General features: G+C 66.4%; 18 protein-coding genes. 9 read left to right on the plus strand and 9 right to left on the minus strand.

Annotated features, from left to right (window positions below; all coding sequences use genetic code 11):
* Positions 1–75 precede the first annotated feature (75 nt).
* From rpoN to ptsN, 3 genes are all read left to right on the plus strand, one after another.
* Positions 76–1,653, plus strand: coding sequence for an RNA polymerase factor sigma-54 (gene rpoN / locus ACV959_RS01040; protein WP_475738083.1), 1,578 nt, complete (start codon positions 76–78; stop codon positions 1,651–1,653).
* Positions 1,654–1,917: 264 nt separating this feature from the next.
* The gene (hpf, locus tag ACV959_RS01045) at positions 1,918–2,490 is read left to right on the plus strand and encodes a ribosome hibernation-promoting factor, HPF/YfiA family (RefSeq protein WP_475738084.1); all 573 of its coding nucleotides are present in this window, start codon (positions 1,918–1,920) and stop codon (positions 2,488–2,490) included.
* Positions 2,491–2,644: 154 nt separating this feature from the next.
* Positions 2,645–3,109 (plus strand): PTS IIA-like nitrogen regulatory protein PtsN, encoded by a 465-nt coding sequence (gene ptsN, locus ACV959_RS01050; protein WP_475738085.1) that lies wholly within the window; start codon positions 2,645–2,647, stop codon positions 3,107–3,109.
* Between the two features lie 15 nt (positions 3,110–3,124).
* On the opposite strand, the gene ACV959_RS01055 is transcribed toward ptsN, so the two are convergent.
* Both ACV959_RS01055 and ACV959_RS01060 read right to left on the minus strand, forming a co-directional pair.
* Complete coding sequence (locus ACV959_RS01055) at positions 3,125–3,400, minus strand: con-10 family general stress protein (RefSeq protein ID WP_475738086.1); 276 nt, start codon at positions 3,398–3,400, stop codon at positions 3,125–3,127.
* Positions 3,401–3,552: 152 nt separating this feature from the next.
* Positions 3,553–4,353, minus strand: a complete 801-nt coding sequence (locus ACV959_RS01060) for a response regulator (RefSeq protein WP_475738087.1) — start codon at positions 4,351–4,353, stop codon at positions 3,553–3,555.
* A gap of 190 nt (positions 4,354–4,543) precedes the next feature.
* Between ACV959_RS01060 and ACV959_RS01065 the strand changes: the two genes are divergently transcribed.
* The 5 genes from ACV959_RS01065 (at position 4,544) to ACV959_RS01085 (ending at position 9,023) form a co-directional block, all read left to right on the plus strand.
* A complete protein-coding gene (locus ACV959_RS01065; RefSeq protein WP_475738088.1) occupies positions 4,544–4,933 on the plus strand; it encodes a NepR family anti-sigma factor in 390 nt (129 codons plus the stop codon).
* Positions 4,930–5,502 carry a sigma-70 family RNA polymerase sigma factor gene (locus ACV959_RS01070; protein WP_475738089.1) on the plus strand — a complete coding sequence of 191 codons (573 nt, stop codon included), beginning with the start codon at positions 4,930–4,932 and terminating at the stop codon, positions 5,500–5,502. The genes ACV959_RS01065 and ACV959_RS01070 overlap by 4 nt, the downstream gene beginning before the upstream one ends.
* Before the next feature lie 63 nt (positions 5,503–5,565).
* On the plus strand, positions 5,566–6,963 hold the full coding sequence (gene fumC, locus ACV959_RS01075; RefSeq protein ID WP_475738090.1) for a class II fumarate hydratase: 1,398 nt from the start codon (positions 5,566–5,568) through the stop codon (positions 6,961–6,963).
* Between the two features lie 240 nt (positions 6,964–7,203).
* Positions 7,204–8,472 (plus strand): alpha/beta hydrolase, encoded by a 1,269-nt coding sequence (locus ACV959_RS01080; protein WP_475738091.1) that lies wholly within the window; start codon positions 7,204–7,206, stop codon positions 8,470–8,472.
* 44 nt (positions 8,473–8,516) lie between these two features.
* The gene (locus tag ACV959_RS01085; RefSeq protein WP_475738092.1) at positions 8,517–9,023 is read left to right on the plus strand and encodes a TspO/MBR family protein; all 507 of its coding nucleotides are present in this window, start codon (positions 8,517–8,519) and stop codon (positions 9,021–9,023) included.
* Between the two features lie 18 nt (positions 9,024–9,041).
* On the opposite strand, the gene ACV959_RS01090 is transcribed toward ACV959_RS01085, so the two are convergent.
* The 6 genes from ACV959_RS01090 to moaA form a co-directional block, all read right to left on the minus strand.
* Entirely contained in the window at positions 9,042–10,172 is a 1,131-nt protein-coding gene (locus ACV959_RS01090) for an alpha/beta hydrolase domain-containing protein (protein ID WP_475738093.1), read from the minus strand.
* Positions 10,173–10,174: 2 nt separating this feature from the next.
* On the minus strand, positions 10,175–10,723 hold the full coding sequence (locus ACV959_RS01095; protein ID WP_475738094.1) for an RBBP9/YdeN family alpha/beta hydrolase: 549 nt from the start codon (positions 10,721–10,723) through the stop codon (positions 10,175–10,177).
* Positions 10,723–12,408, minus strand: coding sequence for a lysine--tRNA ligase (locus ACV959_RS01100; protein WP_475738095.1), 1,686 nt, complete (start codon positions 12,406–12,408; stop codon positions 10,723–10,725). Before ACV959_RS01100 ends, ACV959_RS01095 begins: the two co-directional genes overlap by 1 nt.
* A gap of 180 nt (positions 12,409–12,588) precedes the next feature.
* Entirely contained in the window at positions 12,589–12,903 is a 315-nt protein-coding gene (locus tag ACV959_RS01105; protein ID WP_475738096.1) for a hypothetical protein, read from the minus strand.
* Between the two features lie 273 nt (positions 12,904–13,176).
* Positions 13,177–14,061, minus strand: coding sequence for an NAD(P)-dependent oxidoreductase (locus ACV959_RS01110; protein WP_475738097.1), 885 nt, complete (start codon positions 14,059–14,061; stop codon positions 13,177–13,179).
* Positions 14,062–14,065: 4 nt separating this feature from the next.
* The gene (gene moaA / locus ACV959_RS01115; RefSeq protein WP_475738098.1) at positions 14,066–15,103 is read right to left on the minus strand and encodes a GTP 3',8-cyclase MoaA; all 1,038 of its coding nucleotides are present in this window, start codon (positions 15,101–15,103) and stop codon (positions 14,066–14,068) included.
* Between the two features lie 199 nt (positions 15,104–15,302).
* Here moaA and ACV959_RS01120 point away from each other — a divergent pair, with 199 nt between their 5' ends.
* Positions 15,303–15,677: a gamma-butyrobetaine hydroxylase family protein gene (locus ACV959_RS01120; protein WP_475738099.1), complete on the plus strand. Its 375-nt coding sequence runs from the start codon at positions 15,303–15,305 to the stop codon at positions 15,675–15,677.
* A 95-nt stretch (positions 15,678–15,772) separates the two neighbouring features.
* Here ACV959_RS01120 and ACV959_RS01125 read toward each other — a convergent pair whose 3' ends face one another.
* Complete coding sequence (locus tag ACV959_RS01125) at positions 15,773–16,387, minus strand: L,D-transpeptidase (RefSeq protein ID WP_475738100.1); 615 nt, start codon at positions 16,385–16,387, stop codon at positions 15,773–15,775.
* Between the last annotated feature and the right edge of the window lie 184 nt (positions 16,388–16,571).

Here is a 16,571-nt window from a genome sequence, read left to right on the forward strand (position 1 = left end):
GTCGCCCGGCCATGCTATAAGCAAAAAGCGGGCCGGGAGATGGCCCGCGGACGTCGAGCGTGCGAGTGAGCGCAGATGGCGATTTCGACCAAGCTCATGATGCGTCAGGGCCAGGCCCTGGTGATGACCCCGCAGCTGCTGCAGGCCATCAAGCTTCTCCAATTTTCCAATCTGGAGCTGTCCGCCTTTCTGCACGACGAGCTGGAGCGCAATCCGCTGCTGGAGACGCAGGAGGGCGAGCCTGACGACCGCAACGGGCCGACGGTCGAAGATCACGCGCCCGACGGCGCCGAGGCGACTTTCGATGGCGAGCCGCATGAAGCCGATTGGGCGCGCGACTCTCTCGCCGTCGATCAGGCGACGCTCGCGAGCGATCTCGGCGCCGACGTCAGCAACGCCTTCGAGCCGGAGGGGCCGGCGGTCTCGCCCGAAGCCCCCCGCGAAGCGCTGGAGGGCGCGGGCCTTTCCGCCACCTCCTGGTCTGGCGGGGCGGTCGGCGGGGGCGAGGACGGCGAGGCGCCCAATCTCGAGGCCTATGTGGCCGCGCGCCCGAGCCTCCACGACCATCTCGCCGAGCAGCTGTCGCTCGCCTGTCCCGATCCGCGCAAGCGCCTGATCGGACAGGCGATCATCGACGGAATCGACGAAACCGGCTATCTGCGCGAGAGCCTCGAGGATATCGCGGCCCGTCTCGACGCCGACCCCGCGGAGACGCAGGAGGTTTTGGCGACCATCCAGAGCTTCGATCCCTCCGGCGTCGGCGCCCGGGACCTCGCCGAATGTCTCGCGATCCAGCTCAGGGAGCGCGACCGCTACGATCCGGCCATGCAGATTTTCGTCGCCAATCTGCCGCTCGTCGCGCGGCGGGATTTCGCCCAGCTCGCCAAGCTGTGCGGCGTCGATCTCGAGGACGTCGCCGACATGGCCGCAGAGCTGCGCCGGCTCGATCCCAAGCCGGGCCGCGCCTTCGGCGATTCGCCGGTCCAGCCGCTCGTGCCGGATGTGATCGTGCGCGCGGCCGCTGACGGCTCCTGGCTCGTCGAACTCAATTCCGACGCGCTGCCGCGCGTGCTCGTCAATCACAGTTACGCCGCCAAGGTCGGCGCGGGGGCGCGCGACGGCGACAAGACCTTCATCTCGACCTGCCTGCAGAACGCCAACTGGCTGACGAAGAGCCTGGAGCAGCGCAGCCGCACCATTCTCAAGGTCGCGTCCGAAATCGTCCGTCTTCAGGACGCGTTCCTCGCCAAGGGCGTCGAACACCTTCGACCGCTCAATCTGCGCACCATCGCGGACGCGATCGGCATGCACGAGTCCACGGTCTCCCGCGTCACCTCGAACAAATATATGATGACGCCGCGCGGGATCTTCGAGCTGAAATATTTCTTCTCCGCCTCCATCGCCACGACCAGCGGCGGCGAGGCGCATTCCGCGGAATCGGTGCGCTTCCGCATCAAGCAGATGATCGACCGCGAGGCGCCCGACGACGTGCTCTCCGACGACGCCATCGTGGCCCGGCTCAAGGCGATCAACATCGACATCGCGCGTCGCACGGTCGCCAAATATCGGGACAGTCTGCGAATCCCCTCCTCTGTGGACCGGCGGCGGGCCAAGCTGGCGCTCGCGCGCGAACAGGCCCAGCACGCCCATTGACCGGGCCGGCGCCGCCGCAAAAACGGGCCCATTCCCCGCCCGATGCTGCGGCGCCCATTGACTTCGCGCGCGGAGGCTTCTAACGCTTCGCGAAATTTTGCTGCGCCGCGCGCCCTTCGGGCCGGCGGCGACTGCGGTGTGTCCGAGGCGGGCGGTCTCGACGACGTTATGTGCGACAATCCGTAACTGGCGGCCTGACGGCGCGGAGAGACCTGTCGTCTTGACCGCGACCCCCGGCCGCGCGGCGGAAAGGGCGGAATAGACATGTCCCTGAGAGTTTCAGGAAAGAACATCAATATCGGCGAAGCGCTGCGCACCCATATCACCCAGCGTCTGGAGCAGGCGGCGTCGAAATATTTCGACGGCGGCGTGAGCGGCCATGTGACGATCGCGCCGGAGGGCTCCGGCTATCGCGCCGACTGCAGCCTGCATCTCTCTTCTGGCATTGTTCTTCAGGCCGACGGGCGCGCCCACGAACCCTATGCGACCTTCGACCAGGCCGCCGACCGCATCGAGAAGCGCCTGCGCCGGTACAAGGAACGGCTGAAGAAGCATCACGACGGCCATGCCCACGAAAGCGCTCCCGAAGAGGTGGCCTATCATGTCATCGAGGCTCCGGATCAGGACAGCGAGGCGCCGTCCGAGTTCAGCCCGGCGGTGATCGCAGAATCGACGACCCGGCTGCGTCGCCTGTCGGTCTCGGCCGCGGTCCTCGATCTCGACCTGACCGGCGCGCCGGTCATGGTGTTCCGTCACGCGAATACGGGTCGCGTGAATATTGTTTATCGCCGCAGCGACAACAATATCGGGTGGATCGACACTCCCGGCGGCGAATAGCGTAAAGGCTGCGTCTCCTTCCTCGGTTTCCCGGGGACGCCGCGGGGCCATATTCGCGGCGTCCCCGGCATGTATCTTGCGATTTTCCGCCACTGGCGCGACTGCGCCGGCATAAGGGTCGGGTTTTCAAACGCTTGAACGGATAGGGCGTCGCATGCGGCTCACGGATCTTGTCACGCCGGAAGCAGTCATCGCCAATCTCAAGGCGACGACGAAAAAGCAGCTGCTTCAAGAGTTGAGCGATCGCGCTGCGAAGCTCTCAGGGCTTTCGGGGCGCGAGATCTTCGACGCCCTTCTGCATCGCGAGCGGCTGGGCTCCACGGGAATTGGCGAGGGCATCGCCATTCCGCACGGCAAGCTCGCCAAGGTGAAGTCTCTTTTCGGGATTTTCGCGCGGCTGGAGCGTCCGGTCGATTTCGAATCTCTCGACGGCGCGCCGGTCGATCTGGTTTTCCTGCTGATCGCCCCGGAAAGCTCCGGCGCCGACCATCTCAAGGCGCTTGCCTGCGCGGCGCGAATGCTGCGCGACCCTGGCCTGGTCGCCACCATCCGCGCCACGCGAGACCATGACGCACTCTACTCACTCATCGCGCAGCGCTCCAAACCCTACGCTGCGTAGCGCGACGCGCGTCGCTTAGACCGACGCGCGCTTCTGACCGCCGCCGTGAGAGGCGTGACCGCCCTTACGGCCCGCTTCCGACGCGAGCGTATGGTCGCGCGAGAAGCTGCGTTTCGCCGGATTGACGCTCTGCCCGCCCTTGCGCCCGGCGCGCGCCGCAAGATCGGGATTTTGCGAGAAGCTGCGTTTTTCGTCAGGAACGCTCTGCCCGCCCTTGCGCGCGATCGCGCGCTGCTTTTCAGGATCCATCGAGGCAAAGCCCCGATTGGACTTCTTTACTACTTCTTGCATGGTCGCCTCTCTGCCCCCAGCGTCCACGCGCATAAATTGCCCCTGCTGCCAAGGTTGGCGCAATTGCGGAATGTACGTAGCCAAGCTTTTTATAGATAAAAACGCCTCCGGGATTATACTTAGAGAGGGCCGGAATCTGCCTTGCGCGCTATTCAATACGTTTTACGACGCGACTTCCGGTTGAAAAACAGCGCCTGGCTGATGACAGCCTTCAGACTTTCCACGCTGAAGGGTTTGGCCACGAGGAAGGCCGGCTCGGGCGGCGCGCCGGTGAGAAAGCGCTCCGGATAGGCCGTGACGAAAATCACCGGAGTCGACAGCTCCCCGAGAATTTCGTTCACCGCATCGAGCCCGGAGCTGCCGTCCGCGAGCTGGATGTCGGCCAGGATCAGGCCGGGTTCGGCCTCGCCGATGGCGGCCACCGCCTCCCGATGCGTGCGCGCCATGCCCACGACGCGATGGCCAAGCTCCTCGACGATGCTGCGCAGGTCGTGCGCAATCAGCGGTTCGTCCTCTATGATGAGCACATCGGTCGCGATCTGGTCGGCGATTTGCGAGTTTGCGGCGTCGACGAGCGCCTCGGCCTCCTGTTCGGGAACGCCGAGCGTGTCGCCGACCTGCTCGAGGTCGAATCCCTCGAGCGCGTGCAGAAGAAAGGCGATGCGCGGCAGCAGCGCGATCGCGTCGAGATTGCGCTGCGCGCCCTCCTCCTCCAGCGCGGAAGCCGGCGGGTCCGTACGTTCGTTGATCGGCGCAGAGGACCACACCTTGAGAAAAAGCCGATAGAGCGCGATCCGCAGGTCGTCGTGTTCGGAGAGCCTGCCCGGCTCGGCGACCATCGCCTCGAGCGTCGCGAGAACATAGGCGTCGCCCCCCTCGCGGGTGCCGACGAGCGCTCTCGCGAAACGCCGCAGATAGGGAATATGCGCAGAAATTTCACGAGAAATCGACATGTTATGCGACTCCGGCGCAGGCCGCGGGGCGGACGGGCGACGAAAGCTTAACAGCTGCGTCAAATCGGCACGCACATTTTAAGGAACCAATCCCAGAGCGCGGCGTTTTGCCTATCGTCCGTGCGCCGCACTATATCGCGCGGCGCAAACTCCGCTAGCGGAATCATGAATTTGCAAGATCGAGGTCTCCATGGTGAAAAACATTCCGGAGAATGCCGTCACGCGCGCGCCCTCCGACGAGGAGCAACGCCGCGCCGACATGCGCCGTTTCTCCGGACGGGTCCCGCGCGGCATGGAGGCGTTCGCCGCGGGCCTTGGAGCGAGCTTCGGATCGTCGCGCCGCGCCAATGCAAAGGAGGCGATCGACGCTGACAGCCCGCCGCCGTGCGGCCCTAAGCGAAGCGTGAGGAAAACCAACGGCGTCGATTTCGGGGACGCCATCGGCAAGGAGTTGCAGTCGCTCTACGACGATCTTGTCGCCCAGCCGGTTCCCGACCGGTTTTTGAATCTCCTGAATCAGCTCGAAAAGAATATGGTATCGTCGGGCGTGTCGAGCAGCGCGCCCGGGGAGAGAGAGTGAGCGCGGAGGAATCTGGCCGCACGGAGCGAAGAAGCCTCAAGGCCGATCTCATCGCGGCCATTCCGAGCCTGCGCGCCTTCGCGGTCTCGATCTGCGGCAACGCCGACCGCGCCGACGATCTCGTGCAGGAGACGCTCGTCAAGGCGTGGGGAAGCCTCGACACTTTCGCCGAAGGCACGAATCTCACCGCCTGGCTCTTCACGATCCTGCGCAACATCTATTATAGCGAGTTTCGCAAACGCCGCCGCGAGGCGCCCGATCCTGATGGCGCCATCGCGGCCAAGCTCGTCGCACCCGAGTCGCAGAACGCCCATATGGATTTTCTCGACTTTCGGGAGGCGCTGCAGAAACTGCCGCTCGACCAGCGCGAGGCCTTGATCCTCGTCGCGGCCTCCGGCATGTCCTACGAGGAGGCGGCCGAAATCTGCGGCTGCGCGCCGGGGACCATGAAAAGCCGCGTCAATCGCGCGCGCAACCGACTCAATGAACTGATGTCCCTGCCCGCCGCCCGCGGGCGGGACAGAAGCGAGGCGCGCGACCCAGCGCTCTCCGAAGCCGTCCGTGATTGAACGCGCGTCGGAAATGCCGCATAGGGAGCCGGACGAAACCCGTCTCTCGAGCGAGCAAGACCGATGACAGAAGATTCCCGCATCGAACGCGATTCCTTCGGCGACATCGCCGTGCCCTCCTGGGCCTATTGGGGCGCGCAGACGCAGCGCTCGCGCGAGAACTTTCCCATCGGCGGCGACACAATGCCGATCGAGATCATCCACGCCCTCGCGCGCGTCAAGCTGGCTGCGGCCAAGGCCAACGCCCGCAAGGGACTGCTCGATCCCAAGGTCGCGGACGCGATCTCAGCCGCCGCTCAGGAAGTCATCGACGGCAAGCTCGACGCGCATTTCCCGCTGGTCGTCTGGCAGACGGGCTCCGGCACGCAGACGAATATGAACGTCAATGAGGTAATCGCCAACCGCGCCAATGAAATGCTCGGCGCGCCGCGCGGATCGAAGTCGCCGGTTCACCCCAACGACCACGTGAATCTAGGCCAATCGTCGAACGACAGCTTTCCGACCGCCATTCACATCGCCGGCGCGCTCGCGATTTCTGGCCGGCTGCTGCCGGCGGTGGAGCGCCTCCAGACCGCGTTCGAGCGCAAGGCGGCGCAATTCGCCCATATCGTCAAGATCGGCCGCACCCATCTTCAGGACGCGACGCCCGTCACGCTGGGTCAGGAATTCTCCGGCTACGCCGCGCAGGCGAAATATGGCGCGGCGCGCATTCGCGCGGCGCTGCCCGATCTTCTCGCGCTCGCGCAAGGCGGCACGGCTGTCGGCACGGGCGTGAACACCTTCAAGGGATTCGGCGAGGAAGTCGCCGCGCATATCGCGCAGCAGACCGGCCTTCCCTTCGTCTCGGCGCCCAACAAATTCGAGGCGCTCGCGGCGCATGACGCCATCGTCTTCGCGCATGGCGCGATGAATTCCTTCGCCTCGGGCCTTTACAAAATCGCCTGCGACATTCGCCTGCTGGGTTCGGGTCCGCGCGCGGGCTTCGCCGAACTCAGGCTGCCCGAAAACGAGCCGGGCTCCTCGATCATGCCGGGCAAGGTCAATCCCACCCAGGTCGAGTCGCTCACAATGGTTTGCACGCGCGTCTTCGGAAACAACGCGACGATCACTTTCGCCGCGTCGCAGGGCCATCTGGAGCTCAATGTGCTGAAGCCCGTCGTCGGCTTCGCGCTGCTCGAATCGACGATCCTGCTCGCCGACGGCGTCAACAGCTTCATTACGCGCTGCGTGGAGGGCATCGAGGCCGACGAGGCCAACATCAAGCGATTCCTGGACCGCTCGCTGATGCTCGTCACGGCCCTGGCGCCGAAGATCGGCTATGACGCGGCCTCGAAGATCGCGCGCGCCGCGCATCACAACGGCACGAGCCTGAAGGAGGAGGCGCTCGCCTCCGGCAAGGTGACGGAAGCCGAATTCGACGAGATCGTGCGGCCGGAGAAAATGCTGGCGCCCAACGACTGACGCCGCCGCGACGGCGCGGCGGGAGGAAGACGCTGGGGGCGACTCCTCCCGCCAAACCGGAAGCCGTTCATCCCAGCCCCGCTTCCGGCGCCCGTTCAATCAACGAGCATTTGCTTTTTAACCGCGCGCCGCGCGAAAGACTGTGCGCCATCTCACAAGCCCTATTGACGCCATAAAGGCGCCGGCGAGCTCTGCGTTCGACGCCCCGTCTCCTTAACCTCACCCGGCGGTCCCGATTTCATGACGCGTCTCACGCTTCTTCTTCGTGGCGGCCTTACGGCGCTCGTCGTCATGGCCTTGGCCGCCTGCGCCGCGCGTCCGCATGGCGTGCTGGTCGCCACGCACCAACGCCCGCTGGGCGCGAGCCTCGTCGACATGATGGTGGCGACCACGCGCGCGCCGGACAATTCGGAGCCGGGCGTCATGTTCTCGGGCGAGCGCGGCGCCGCGCTATCCTTCGCCGACATTACGGTGTCGATCCCGCCCGACGGCCATCGCAAGGTCGGCGAGGTGCAGTGGCCGCAAAGCGACGCGCCCGATCCGATGCGAGAGTTCACGACGGTCGAGGCGAAAGTTCTGACGCGGGAGGAGGCGCTCGCCGAGTTCAACCGGCGCATCGCGAAAACGCCGAAGCGTCAGGCGCTGGTCTTCGTCCATGGCTTCAACACGCGTTTCGAGGAAGCGGTCTATCGCTTCGCGCAAATTTCGCACGACTCTGACGCCTCGGTGGTCCCGGTGCTCTTCACCTGGCCGTCGCGCGGCAAGCTACTCGCCTACGGCTACGACCACGAAAGCGCGAGCTTCTCGCGCGACTCGCTCGAAATCCTGTTGCAGGCGCTCGCGCGCAATTCCAATGTCGGAGAAATTTCCATTCTCGCGCATTCGATGGGCAATTGGGTGACGCTGGAGGCGCTCCGCCAGATGGCGATCCGCGATCGCGGCCTCCCGGCGAAAATCAAAAACGTCATGCTCGCGGCGCCGGACGTCGATTTCGACGTCTTCCGGCGCCAGATCATGGCGATGGGAGTGCGGCCCTCGCTGTTCACCATCTTCGTATCGCGAGACGACGAGGCGCTCGCGGTCTCGCGGCGAGTCTGGGGCGACAAGCCGCGCGTCGGCGCGGTCGACCCCGGCGCCGAGCCCTACAGGGACGTCCTTCAGCAGGACCGCATCCAGGTCGTCGACCTGACCGAGATTTCGAGCGGCGATCAGCTTGGCCACACGAAATTCGCCGAATCGCCGTCCGTCGTGCGCTCGATCGGCGCGCGGCTCGCATCCGGCCAGTCGCTCAACGACGGTCAGGCGGGGGTGGGCCAGAAACTGGGGCTCGTCGCGGCGGGCGCGGCGTCGACGGTCGGCGCCGCCGCCGGCGTGGCGGTCGCGGCGCCTTTCGCCATTGTCGATCCACGCACGCGCGAGAGCCTTTCGGAACATTTCGAGTCGGTGGGCGAGCATGCCGGAGATACGGTGTCGCATGGCGAAAGCGTGATGCGCCACCGCGCGCCTTGAAGCCGGCGCCGCGCGCCCGATATCGACCTTCAGGAGGAAGAGACATGAGCGCGACCGCCGGCGGAATTTTTTCCGGAAGACTTGGGCCTTTGGCCGCCCTCGCGCTTTCGGCGGGGCCGATCGTGACCGCCGGCGCGCTCGGCAATATGGCGACTCTTCCGCACATCGCCGGCTGGTACGATCCGCTCGCCAAGCCGCCGCTCACGCCGCCGAACTGGGTGTTCGGGCCCGCCTGGACCTTTCTTTACGTTCTCATGGCGACGGCCTTCTACCGCATCCTGCGGCTCGATCCCGCCGCGCCCGGGCGCGGGCGGGCGATCCTTCTCTTCGCCATTCAGCTCGTCTTCAACGCCGGCTGGTCCTTCGCGTTCTTCGCGGCGGAAAATCCGCTGCTCGGCCTCGCCGTGATCCTGCCGATGGAGGCGCTGATCCTTGCGACCCTATGGGCCTTCTGGCGCCTCGATCGCGTCGCGGCCTATTGCCTCGTTCCCTACGCGATGTGGGTCGCCTTCGCGACCTATCTCAACGTCGGGGTGTGGATGCTGAACTGATCGGGCGCCCCGGTCGCGTCAAAACGGCGCCTGCTTCGCCGCCGCGACATAGGCGTCGGCGTCTATCTTCAGGAGCAGCCGCTCCTTGACGAGCTTGTCCGCCACGACGCGCATCGTCGCCACGAAATAGGCGCGCGAGCCATAGCGTTCGACGAGCGAGGGGCGCGGGTCGCCGGTCTTCTCCCGCACGGCCTTCGTCGGCGGAAAAGGCGGCGCGGCTCCGCTCGCGCAGGGCGGATCCTTGCCGTCCATCTCGACATTGAATCCGGTGAAGGTCGCAACGGGCAGGGCCTGGTCGGGCAGTCGAAGCCCGGCTGTTTCGTTGCCGTCGGCGTCGATTTTCGGAACTTGCCGATCGCCCGCCGGCGGCACCGGAAGACCCGGAATTTTAGGCCAGGCGAGCGTTTTCGCCGCTGTCAGGTCGGCCGCGCCCGGCGCGCGGGAGGCGGGGGGCTTTATCCCCCTCGTCCAGTCGTCGAGGACGACGAGCAGGGCGCGCAGGGCGGGCGCGACCGACCGGATGTTGACAGGCGCGGCGCAATTCGTCGTCGGTCCGGCCGCCTCGGCGGCGCCCGCGAGGAAAAAGCGGCGCCGGTTCGCGCCCTCCCGCGCCTCGGCGGCGACCGACGCCGGTCCCGCGCGCCAATAGGCGTCGGAGCCGAAGGTCTCGATCACGCGGGGACCCTTCTCGTCGAGCGGCGCGGGGACTGGACTGCGGCGATGTAGCAGCAAGCCGTCGAACAGCCGGCCCGCCGCAAGCAGCGGATCGGCGCTTTCCGCGCCGCCGTGCGCGAGAACGCGCCGCGCTCCGGTCGTCTGACGCAATCGCGGGACGAGGATGCGCAGCGCCTCGGCGCGGGCGCCTGCGGGCACGGACGAAAGGTCGATCCGCGCGACGCTCATGCCCCGCGAGAGCGCGAGGGAGGAAAGATCGTCGCCTGTTGCGGTCTCGAGGAGCATCGCCGCGCCCGGCGCGGGCGCTTGCGGGCGGGCGAGGGCCGCGCTCGCCTCATAGCTCTTGCCGTCGAAGGTCAGTTGCGCGCGCAGGGCCGGGGCCGTCGTCCCGAGTATCGGCGCCGCCGCCCGCGCGGCGCCCGCCGTCGCGAGGGCGGCCCCAGCCAGCAGCGCGACGTCCGGCCGCCCGCGCATGGTCAAAGCTTCGCGATGAAATGGGCGAAGGCGAGCGATCCCTCGGGCCAGGGACCGTGGCCGCTGTCGACGTTGATATGTCCCGCCGCCCCCGCGTCGATGAACGTCGCGCCGATGTCTTCAGCGAGGCGGCGCTGGAAGAGAAGATCCGCATAGGGGTCGTCGCTGCTGCCGACGAGGATCGATGGGAAGGGCAGTCGCGCCCGGGGCACGGGCAGAAAGTCCGAATCCACCGCCGGCATTTCCCGGATCACCTCCTCAGAGGGCGGCGCGACAAGGAAGGCCCCGGCGATTTTGCTGCGCAATTGCTGCGCAGCATGAAGCGCTGCGACAACGCCAAGGGAATGCGCGACGACGACCACGGGGCGGGTTGCCGCGCGCGCCTCCCGGACGATGGCGTCGACCCATTCGTCGCGGGAGGGACGCGCCCAGTCGCGCTGCTCAACGCGGCGGGCGCTCGAGAGCTTCTTCTCCCAGCGGCTCTGCCAATGATCCGGGCCGGAATTGAGATAGCCCGGAATGACGAGAATATCGGCCTCGGCGGCGCGCATCAGGCGGCGGGTTTTGCGAAGGCGCCGGCCAGCGCGTCCTGAATGAGCTTGCGGGAATTGGCGACGCCATAGAGGGCCACGAAGGAGCCGAAGCGCGGGCCCTTCTTCTCGCCGAGCAGCACCTCGTAGAGCATGTTGAAGAAGTCGTTGGAGACGCCCGGCCGCTCCGGCGTCGCGCCCTTGGCGGCGAAATCCTGATAGCGCGGCACGGCGCGGGCGACGTCATAGAGCGCCGTCTGAATCTCTTCCGCCGTCGCGTCCTCGCCGAGCGCGCCGAGCGTCGCATCGATTTTTTCCAGCACCTCGCGCTCAACATCGTCGGCGGGGCGATAATGCTTCGCCGGCTTCACGAAGTCGCGGAAATAGGCGACCGCATAGCCCACGAGCTTGTCGAGATGCGGATGGTTCTCCGGGCTCGCCGTGGGGGCGTAGCGCTTGAGGAAGCCCCAGAGCACCGCCGGGTCCTCGGCGTTGGCGACGGCGGCGAGATTGAGCAGCATGGAGAAGGACACGCTCGTCCCCTTCGCTTCGGCGCCATGCGCGAGCGTTTCGGGCGCGGGCGGGTTTCCGGCATGGATGTGCCAGACCGGATTGCCAAGCCGGTTCTTCCAGTCCTGACGCGGATAGGCGTCGAGGAAGGTCAGATAATCGTCCACCGCGCGCGGAATGACGTCGAAATACAGCCGCTTCGCGGCGGTGGGCTTCTGATACATGAAGTGCGCGAGCGACTCGGGGCTGGCGTAGGTCAGCCATTCCTCGATCGTCAGGCCGTTGCCCTTCGATTTGGAAATCTTTTGTCCCTTCTCGTCGAGGAAGAGCTCGTAATTGAACCCCTCCGGCGGCTTGCCGCCGAGCGCGCGGACGATCTGGCCCGAGAGCTTGACCGAGTCGATGAGGTCCTTGCCGGCCATTTCGTAATCGACATTGAGCGCATACCAGCGCATCGCCCAGTCGGGCTTCCATTGCAGCTTGCAATGGCCGCCTGTGACGAGGGTCGTGAACTTTTCGCCCGTCTCGGGATCGGCCCAGTCGATCGTTCCGGCTTCCGCGTCCATGCCGGTGAGCGGCACCTGCATGACGATCCCGGTCTTCGGGTGAATCGGCAGGAAGGGCGAGTAGGTCGCGGCGCGCTCCTCGCGAAAGCTCGGCAGCATGATCTTCATCACCGCGTCATAGCGGGCGAGCATGTGCTTCAGGGCGGCGTCGAAGCGGCCGCTCTTGTAGTAGTCGGTCGAAGAGGCGAATTCGTAGTCGAAACCGAAGGCGTCGAGAAAGGCGCGCAGGCGCGCGTTGTTGTGCGCGCCGAAACTGTCGTGCGTGCCGAAGGGGTCGGGCACCTGCGTCAGCGGCTTGCCGAGATGGGCCGCGACCAACTCCTTGTTGGGGATGTTGTCCGGCACCTTCCGCAGCCCGTCCATGTCGTCCGAGAAGGCGAGCAGGCGCGTGGCGATTTTTCCTTCGGTCAGGACTTCGAAGGCGCGGCGCACCATGCTCGTGCGCGCCACCTCGCCGAACGTGCCGATATGCGGCAGGCCCGAGGGACCGTAGCCCGTTTCGAACAGAACGGAGGTCTGGCCGCTCGCCTCGACCCGTTTGACGAGCTTCTTCGCCTCCTCGAAGGGCCAGGCGGGCGAGACGCGCGCGGCGTCGAGAAGTTCGGGCGAAAGGGCAATCGGAGCGGGCATGTGCGTGACGGCGGCCATCTGTCTGTTGGGGGGAGCGCGGCACAGTAGGGAGCGGCGCCGGGGGCGTCAACGGCGCGCGGACAAGGATGGCGGAGAAAAACAAAAGGCGGAGGCGCTCTCCCCGAGCGGCCTTCGCCTCGCCAGTTTGCCATTGACCTTGCGGTCGGGGGACGCTCTGCGTCAGTTGGCGCAGATCACGCTACGCAAGTAGCGGACGCGGCCGCGCTCGTCTGTGCTTGGTTTCAGAACGAGCGTGCAATCTTCGTCCTCGGCGCCATAGGCGCGTCCCACCCGGATCGCCGGTCCACGCGCGAGCGGACGCAAGCCGTCGTCGTTGAGGCTGACCGCGGCCTTTACGGCGGCGGAGGACTGAACCTTGGTCACCGGCGCGGTCGGCGCCGCAGCGACGGCGGCGACAAGACCACAGGCGATGGTGGCTCCAAGAACAATCCGCGACATGCGGCTTGCAATCGGGCTTTCGCGCGTAACGGCCATAAGGGCCCCTCCCAATCGGGTGACACAGGTCTTGTCCCTCGTGACGCATTGCAGGCAATGCGCGGCCTCGGGTGTTCCTCTTTTCGTTGGGGGGAAAACGCCGAGCCGAAGGAATGGTTGCATCGGCGCCACAAAAAAGTTTTTTCTTCCGCGGCGAACGCCACAATTCCGCCGCGGAGCCTCTTTCGCCGCATTGGCCGGCGACTCCTCGACCGCAGCGGCGGGATTCGATAACATCAATTCAAAGCAATGCCGTGCAGATCTGCGCGCGGCCTATTTCCGCTCCAGGCGGGCGATGAGGCTCGACGTGTCCCAGCGCTTGCCGCCCATGGATTCGACCTCGGCGTAAAATTGATCGACGAGGGCGGCGACGGGGAGCTTCGCGCCGTTGCGGCGGGCTTCCGCGAGGCAGATCGCAAGATCCTTGCGCATCCACTCCACCGCGAAGCCGTGGTCGAATTCGCCCGCGAGCATCGTCTTAGTGCGGTTCTCCATCTGCCAGCTTTGCGCCGCGCCGTTTTTCAGAAGATCCATCACGGCTTGCGCGTCCAGGCCGGCCATTCTCGCGAAATGCAGCGCTTCCGAGAGACTCTGGACCAGACCGGCGATCGTGATCTGATTGACCATCTTCGTCAGTTGCCCGGCGCCGGGCGGCCCCATCAGCCGGCAGGCCCTGGCGTAGGCGGCGATCACCGGCTCGGCTCTCGCGAAAATTTCGGGCTCGGCGCCACACATGACAGTGAGCGCGCCGTTCTCCGCTCCCGCCTGTCCGCCGGAGATCGGCGCGTCGATCGCGCCGAGCCCGCGCGATCCGGCTTCGGCGTAAAGTTCCCGGGCGACCTGCGCCGAGGCGGTGGTGTGGTCGACGAAAATCGCGCCCGGAGACATGCCGGCGAAGGCGCCGTTTTCCCCGAGCGTCACCGCGCGCAGGTCGTCGTCATTGCCCACGCAGGCGAAGACGAATTCCGCGCCGGCCGCGGCTTCGCGGGGCGTCGGGGCCCATTTTGCTGCACTATGCTGCGATGCAGCAAACTTCTCCGCCTTCTCGCGCGAGCGGTTATAGACCGTGACCTCATGGCCCGCGCGGACGAGATGCCCGGCCATGGGATAACCCATGACGCCGAGGCCGATGAAGGCGACCTTCTTTGATCCGGTCATGACGTCAGCCGCCCGTCATGCTCATGTGGCGCGCGACCGCCGGGGTCTGCGTCGCGCGGTCGATGACGAAGTCATGGCCCTTGGGCTTGCGGCGGATCGCCGCCTCGATCGCGGCGTGGAGCAGCGCGTCGTCGCCGCTCTCGCGCAGCGGCGCGCGCAAATCGGCCGCGTCCTCCTGTCCGAGGCACATAAAAAGCGTGCCGGTGCAAGTGACGCGCACGCGGTTGCAGCTCTCGCAGAAATTATGGGTCATCGGCGTGATGAAGCCGATACGCCCGCCCGTCTCCGACGCGCGCATGTAGCGGGCCGGGCCGCCGGTGCGATAGTCGATCTCGTCGAGCGTGAAGGCCTCGGCGAGCTTTTCGCGCACGGCCGTCATCGGCAGATACTGGTCGACGCGCGCAGGACCGTCGAGTTCGCCGAGCGGCATCACCTCGATGAAGGTCATGTCCATGCCGCGCTCATGGGCGAAGCGCGCGAGGGGGATGAATTCGTCCTCATTGACGCCTTTCAGCGCCACGGCGTTGAGCTTCACGCTCAAGCCCGCCCTCAGCGCGGCGTCGATCCCGGCCAGGACGCGGGCGTGATCGCCCGTGCGGGTCAGCGCCTTGAAGCGGTCCGGGTCGAGCGTGTCGAGCGACACATTGATCCGTCGCACGCCGCAGTCGGCGAGTTCGGCGGCGAAGCGGGCGAGCTGCGAACCGTTGGTGGTGAGCGTCAGCTCCTCCAGCCTGCCGTAGACGAGGTGGCGGGAGAGCGCGCGGAAGAGCTTCATCACGTCGTGGCGCACCAGCGGCTCGCCGCCGGTGATGCGCAGCTTCCTCGTGCCGCGAGCGACGAAGGCGGAACACAACCGGTCGAGTTCCTCGAGCGTGAGCAAATCCTTCCGTGGCAGGAAGGTCATATGTTCGGCCATGCAGTAGACGCAGCGAAAGTCGCAGCGGTCCGTCACCGACACGCGGACATAGGAGATCGCGCGGCCGTAAGGGTCGACGAGCGGCGCGGGCGCGGCGCGCCCTGGCGGTTGCGTAAAGGCGTTCATGTCGGGCGCTTCCTCGGGCGGTCGTCTCGCCGCCCCGGCTACTCCATATATTGCCGCCGGCGAAACTCGTGAAGCCCGAGGCCTTTCTATGCGCCGATCGGGAATCCCGATGAGCCCCAGGAAAAACGCGGGCTGACAGCGGCTTCCGCACTGTAATAGTTTCCGCGCAAATCGCGACGTCCCTGATCCGGAGCCTTCCTTGACCGCAGAACCCTGGCCCACCGAAATCCGCCTGCTCGACAACGGCCGCAATTTGCGCGTGACCTTCGACGACGGGAGCGCCTTCACGCTGAGCGCGGAGCTGCTGCGCGTGAGAAGCCCCAGCGCCGAGGTGCAGGGCCATTCCCCCGCGGACCAGAAGACGGTCGGCGGCAAGCGCAACGTGACGATCATCGCCGTCGCGCCGGTCGGCAATTATGCGGTGAAGCTCGATTTCGACGACATGCACCGAACCGGCATCTACACATGGCGCTATCTGCGCCAGCTCGGCGAGAGCGCCGAGGCGAGCTTCGTGGCCTATCTCGGGGAGCTGAAGGCCAAGGGGTTGGATCGCGATCGGCCGGGGGAGGCGTGAGGCCCGCCCGGCGTTTCTTCCTGGCGGACCGGCGCCGCCGACAGAGAAACGGCCGACCCGGGGCCGGCCGCTCCAAAACCCGGGAGGCGGGCTGCCTACCGCGTCACGACCACCTTTGTGCCGACGCGGACGCGATCATAGAGATCCACCACGTCGTCGTTGGTCATGCGGATGCAGCCCGAGGACACGGCCTGGCCGATCGTCTCCGGCTCGTTGGAGCCGTGGATGCGGTAGAGCGTGCCCGAGAGATACATGGCGCGGGCGCCGAGCGGGTTGTTGACGCCGCCCTCCATGTGGCGCGGCAAATCGGGACGGCGCTTCAGCATCTGCGCGGGCGGCGTCCAGTCCGGCCATTCGCGCTTGCTGGAGATGTAGCGCACGCCCGCCCATTCGAAGCCAGGACGGCCCACGCCCACGCCGTAACGAATCGCCTGGCCGTTGCCGAGCACGTAATAGAGCCGGCGCTCGCTGGTGTTGATCACGATCGTTCCCGGCGCGAATTTGCCGTCGAAGGACACGGTCTCGCGCGGAATGGCGACCGCCTGCGGCCGCCCGTCCGGACCCGCCGGAGCGGGGGCGGGCGCGCCGCCGAACAGCTCCGTCAGCGGGTCGACGTCGGCCTGGGGCGCGGCCTCGCGCGCGAGGCCCGGCGATGAAAGCGCGCCGACGGCGGCGAGGAGGCACAGCGATGCAAGTACGAGCCGTCGCATGAGAATCCCTTGTTCGATTGCGGGAAGAAACAATCCGGCCGGCGCACTGAAATGCGGCTCCGACGCGGCCATTGCGTCGATTAGTCTCGCAGGCGCAGGGCCTTCGCAAGGGCGAAGAAAGCCTCCCAGAACCCGCCCGCGGCGTTTAGGTCGCGAGCGTTGCAGTTATGCAACAGTGAGGAAA

This window comes from Methylocystis sp. Se48, from assembly GCF_056269425.1.

What these genes read in the sequence shown, in the direction of transcription:
- rpoN (WP_475738083.1), top strand. Translation starts at nt 76, where the DNA reads ATGGCGATTTCGACCAAGCTCATGATGCGTCAGGGCCAGGCCCTGGTG.
- hpf (WP_475738084.1), top strand. Translation starts at nt 1,918, where the DNA reads ATGTCCCTGAGAGTTTCAGGAAAGAACATCAATATCGGCGAAGCGCTG.
- ptsN (WP_475738085.1), top strand. Translation starts at nt 2,645, where the DNA reads ATGCGGCTCACGGATCTTGTCACGCCGGAAGCAGTCATCGCCAATCTC.
- ACV959_RS01055 (WP_475738086.1), bottom strand. Translation starts at nt 3,400, where the DNA reads ATGCAAGAAGTAGTAAAGAAGTCCAATCGGGGCTTTGCCTCGATGGAT.
- ACV959_RS01060 (WP_475738087.1), bottom strand. Translation starts at nt 4,353, where the DNA reads ATGTCGATTTCTCGTGAAATTTCTGCGCATATTCCCTATCTGCGGCGT.
- ACV959_RS01065 (WP_475738088.1), top strand. Translation starts at nt 4,544, where the DNA reads ATGGTGAAAAACATTCCGGAGAATGCCGTCACGCGCGCGCCCTCCGAC.
- fumC (WP_475738090.1), top strand. Translation starts at nt 5,566, where the DNA reads ATGACAGAAGATTCCCGCATCGAACGCGATTCCTTCGGCGACATCGCC.
- ACV959_RS01080 (WP_475738091.1), top strand. Translation starts at nt 7,204, where the DNA reads ATGACGCGTCTCACGCTTCTTCTTCGTGGCGGCCTTACGGCGCTCGTC.
- ACV959_RS01085 (WP_475738092.1), top strand. Translation starts at nt 8,517, where the DNA reads ATGAGCGCGACCGCCGGCGGAATTTTTTCCGGAAGACTTGGGCCTTTG.
- ACV959_RS01090 (WP_475738093.1), bottom strand. Translation starts at nt 10,172, where the DNA reads ATGCGCGGGCGGCCGGACGTCGCGCTGCTGGCTGGGGCCGCCCTCGCG.
- ACV959_RS01095 (WP_475738094.1), bottom strand. Translation starts at nt 10,723, where the DNA reads ATGCGCGCCGCCGAGGCCGATATTCTCGTCATTCCGGGCTATCTCAAT.
- ACV959_RS01100 (WP_475738095.1), bottom strand. Translation starts at nt 12,408, where the DNA reads ATGCCCGCTCCGATTGCCCTTTCGCCCGAACTTCTCGACGCCGCGCGC.
- ACV959_RS01105 (WP_475738096.1), bottom strand. Translation starts at nt 12,903, where the DNA reads ATGGCCGTTACGCGCGAAAGCCCGATTGCAAGCCGCATGTCGCGGATT.
- ACV959_RS01110 (WP_475738097.1), bottom strand. Translation starts at nt 14,061, where the DNA reads ATGACCGGATCAAAGAAGGTCGCCTTCATCGGCCTCGGCGTCATGGGT.
- moaA (WP_475738098.1), bottom strand. Translation starts at nt 15,103, where the DNA reads ATGAACGCCTTTACGCAACCGCCAGGGCGCGCCGCGCCCGCGCCGCTC.
- ACV959_RS01125 (WP_475738100.1), bottom strand. Translation starts at nt 16,387, where the DNA reads ATGCGACGGCTCGTACTTGCATCGCTGTGCCTCCTCGCCGCCGTCGGC.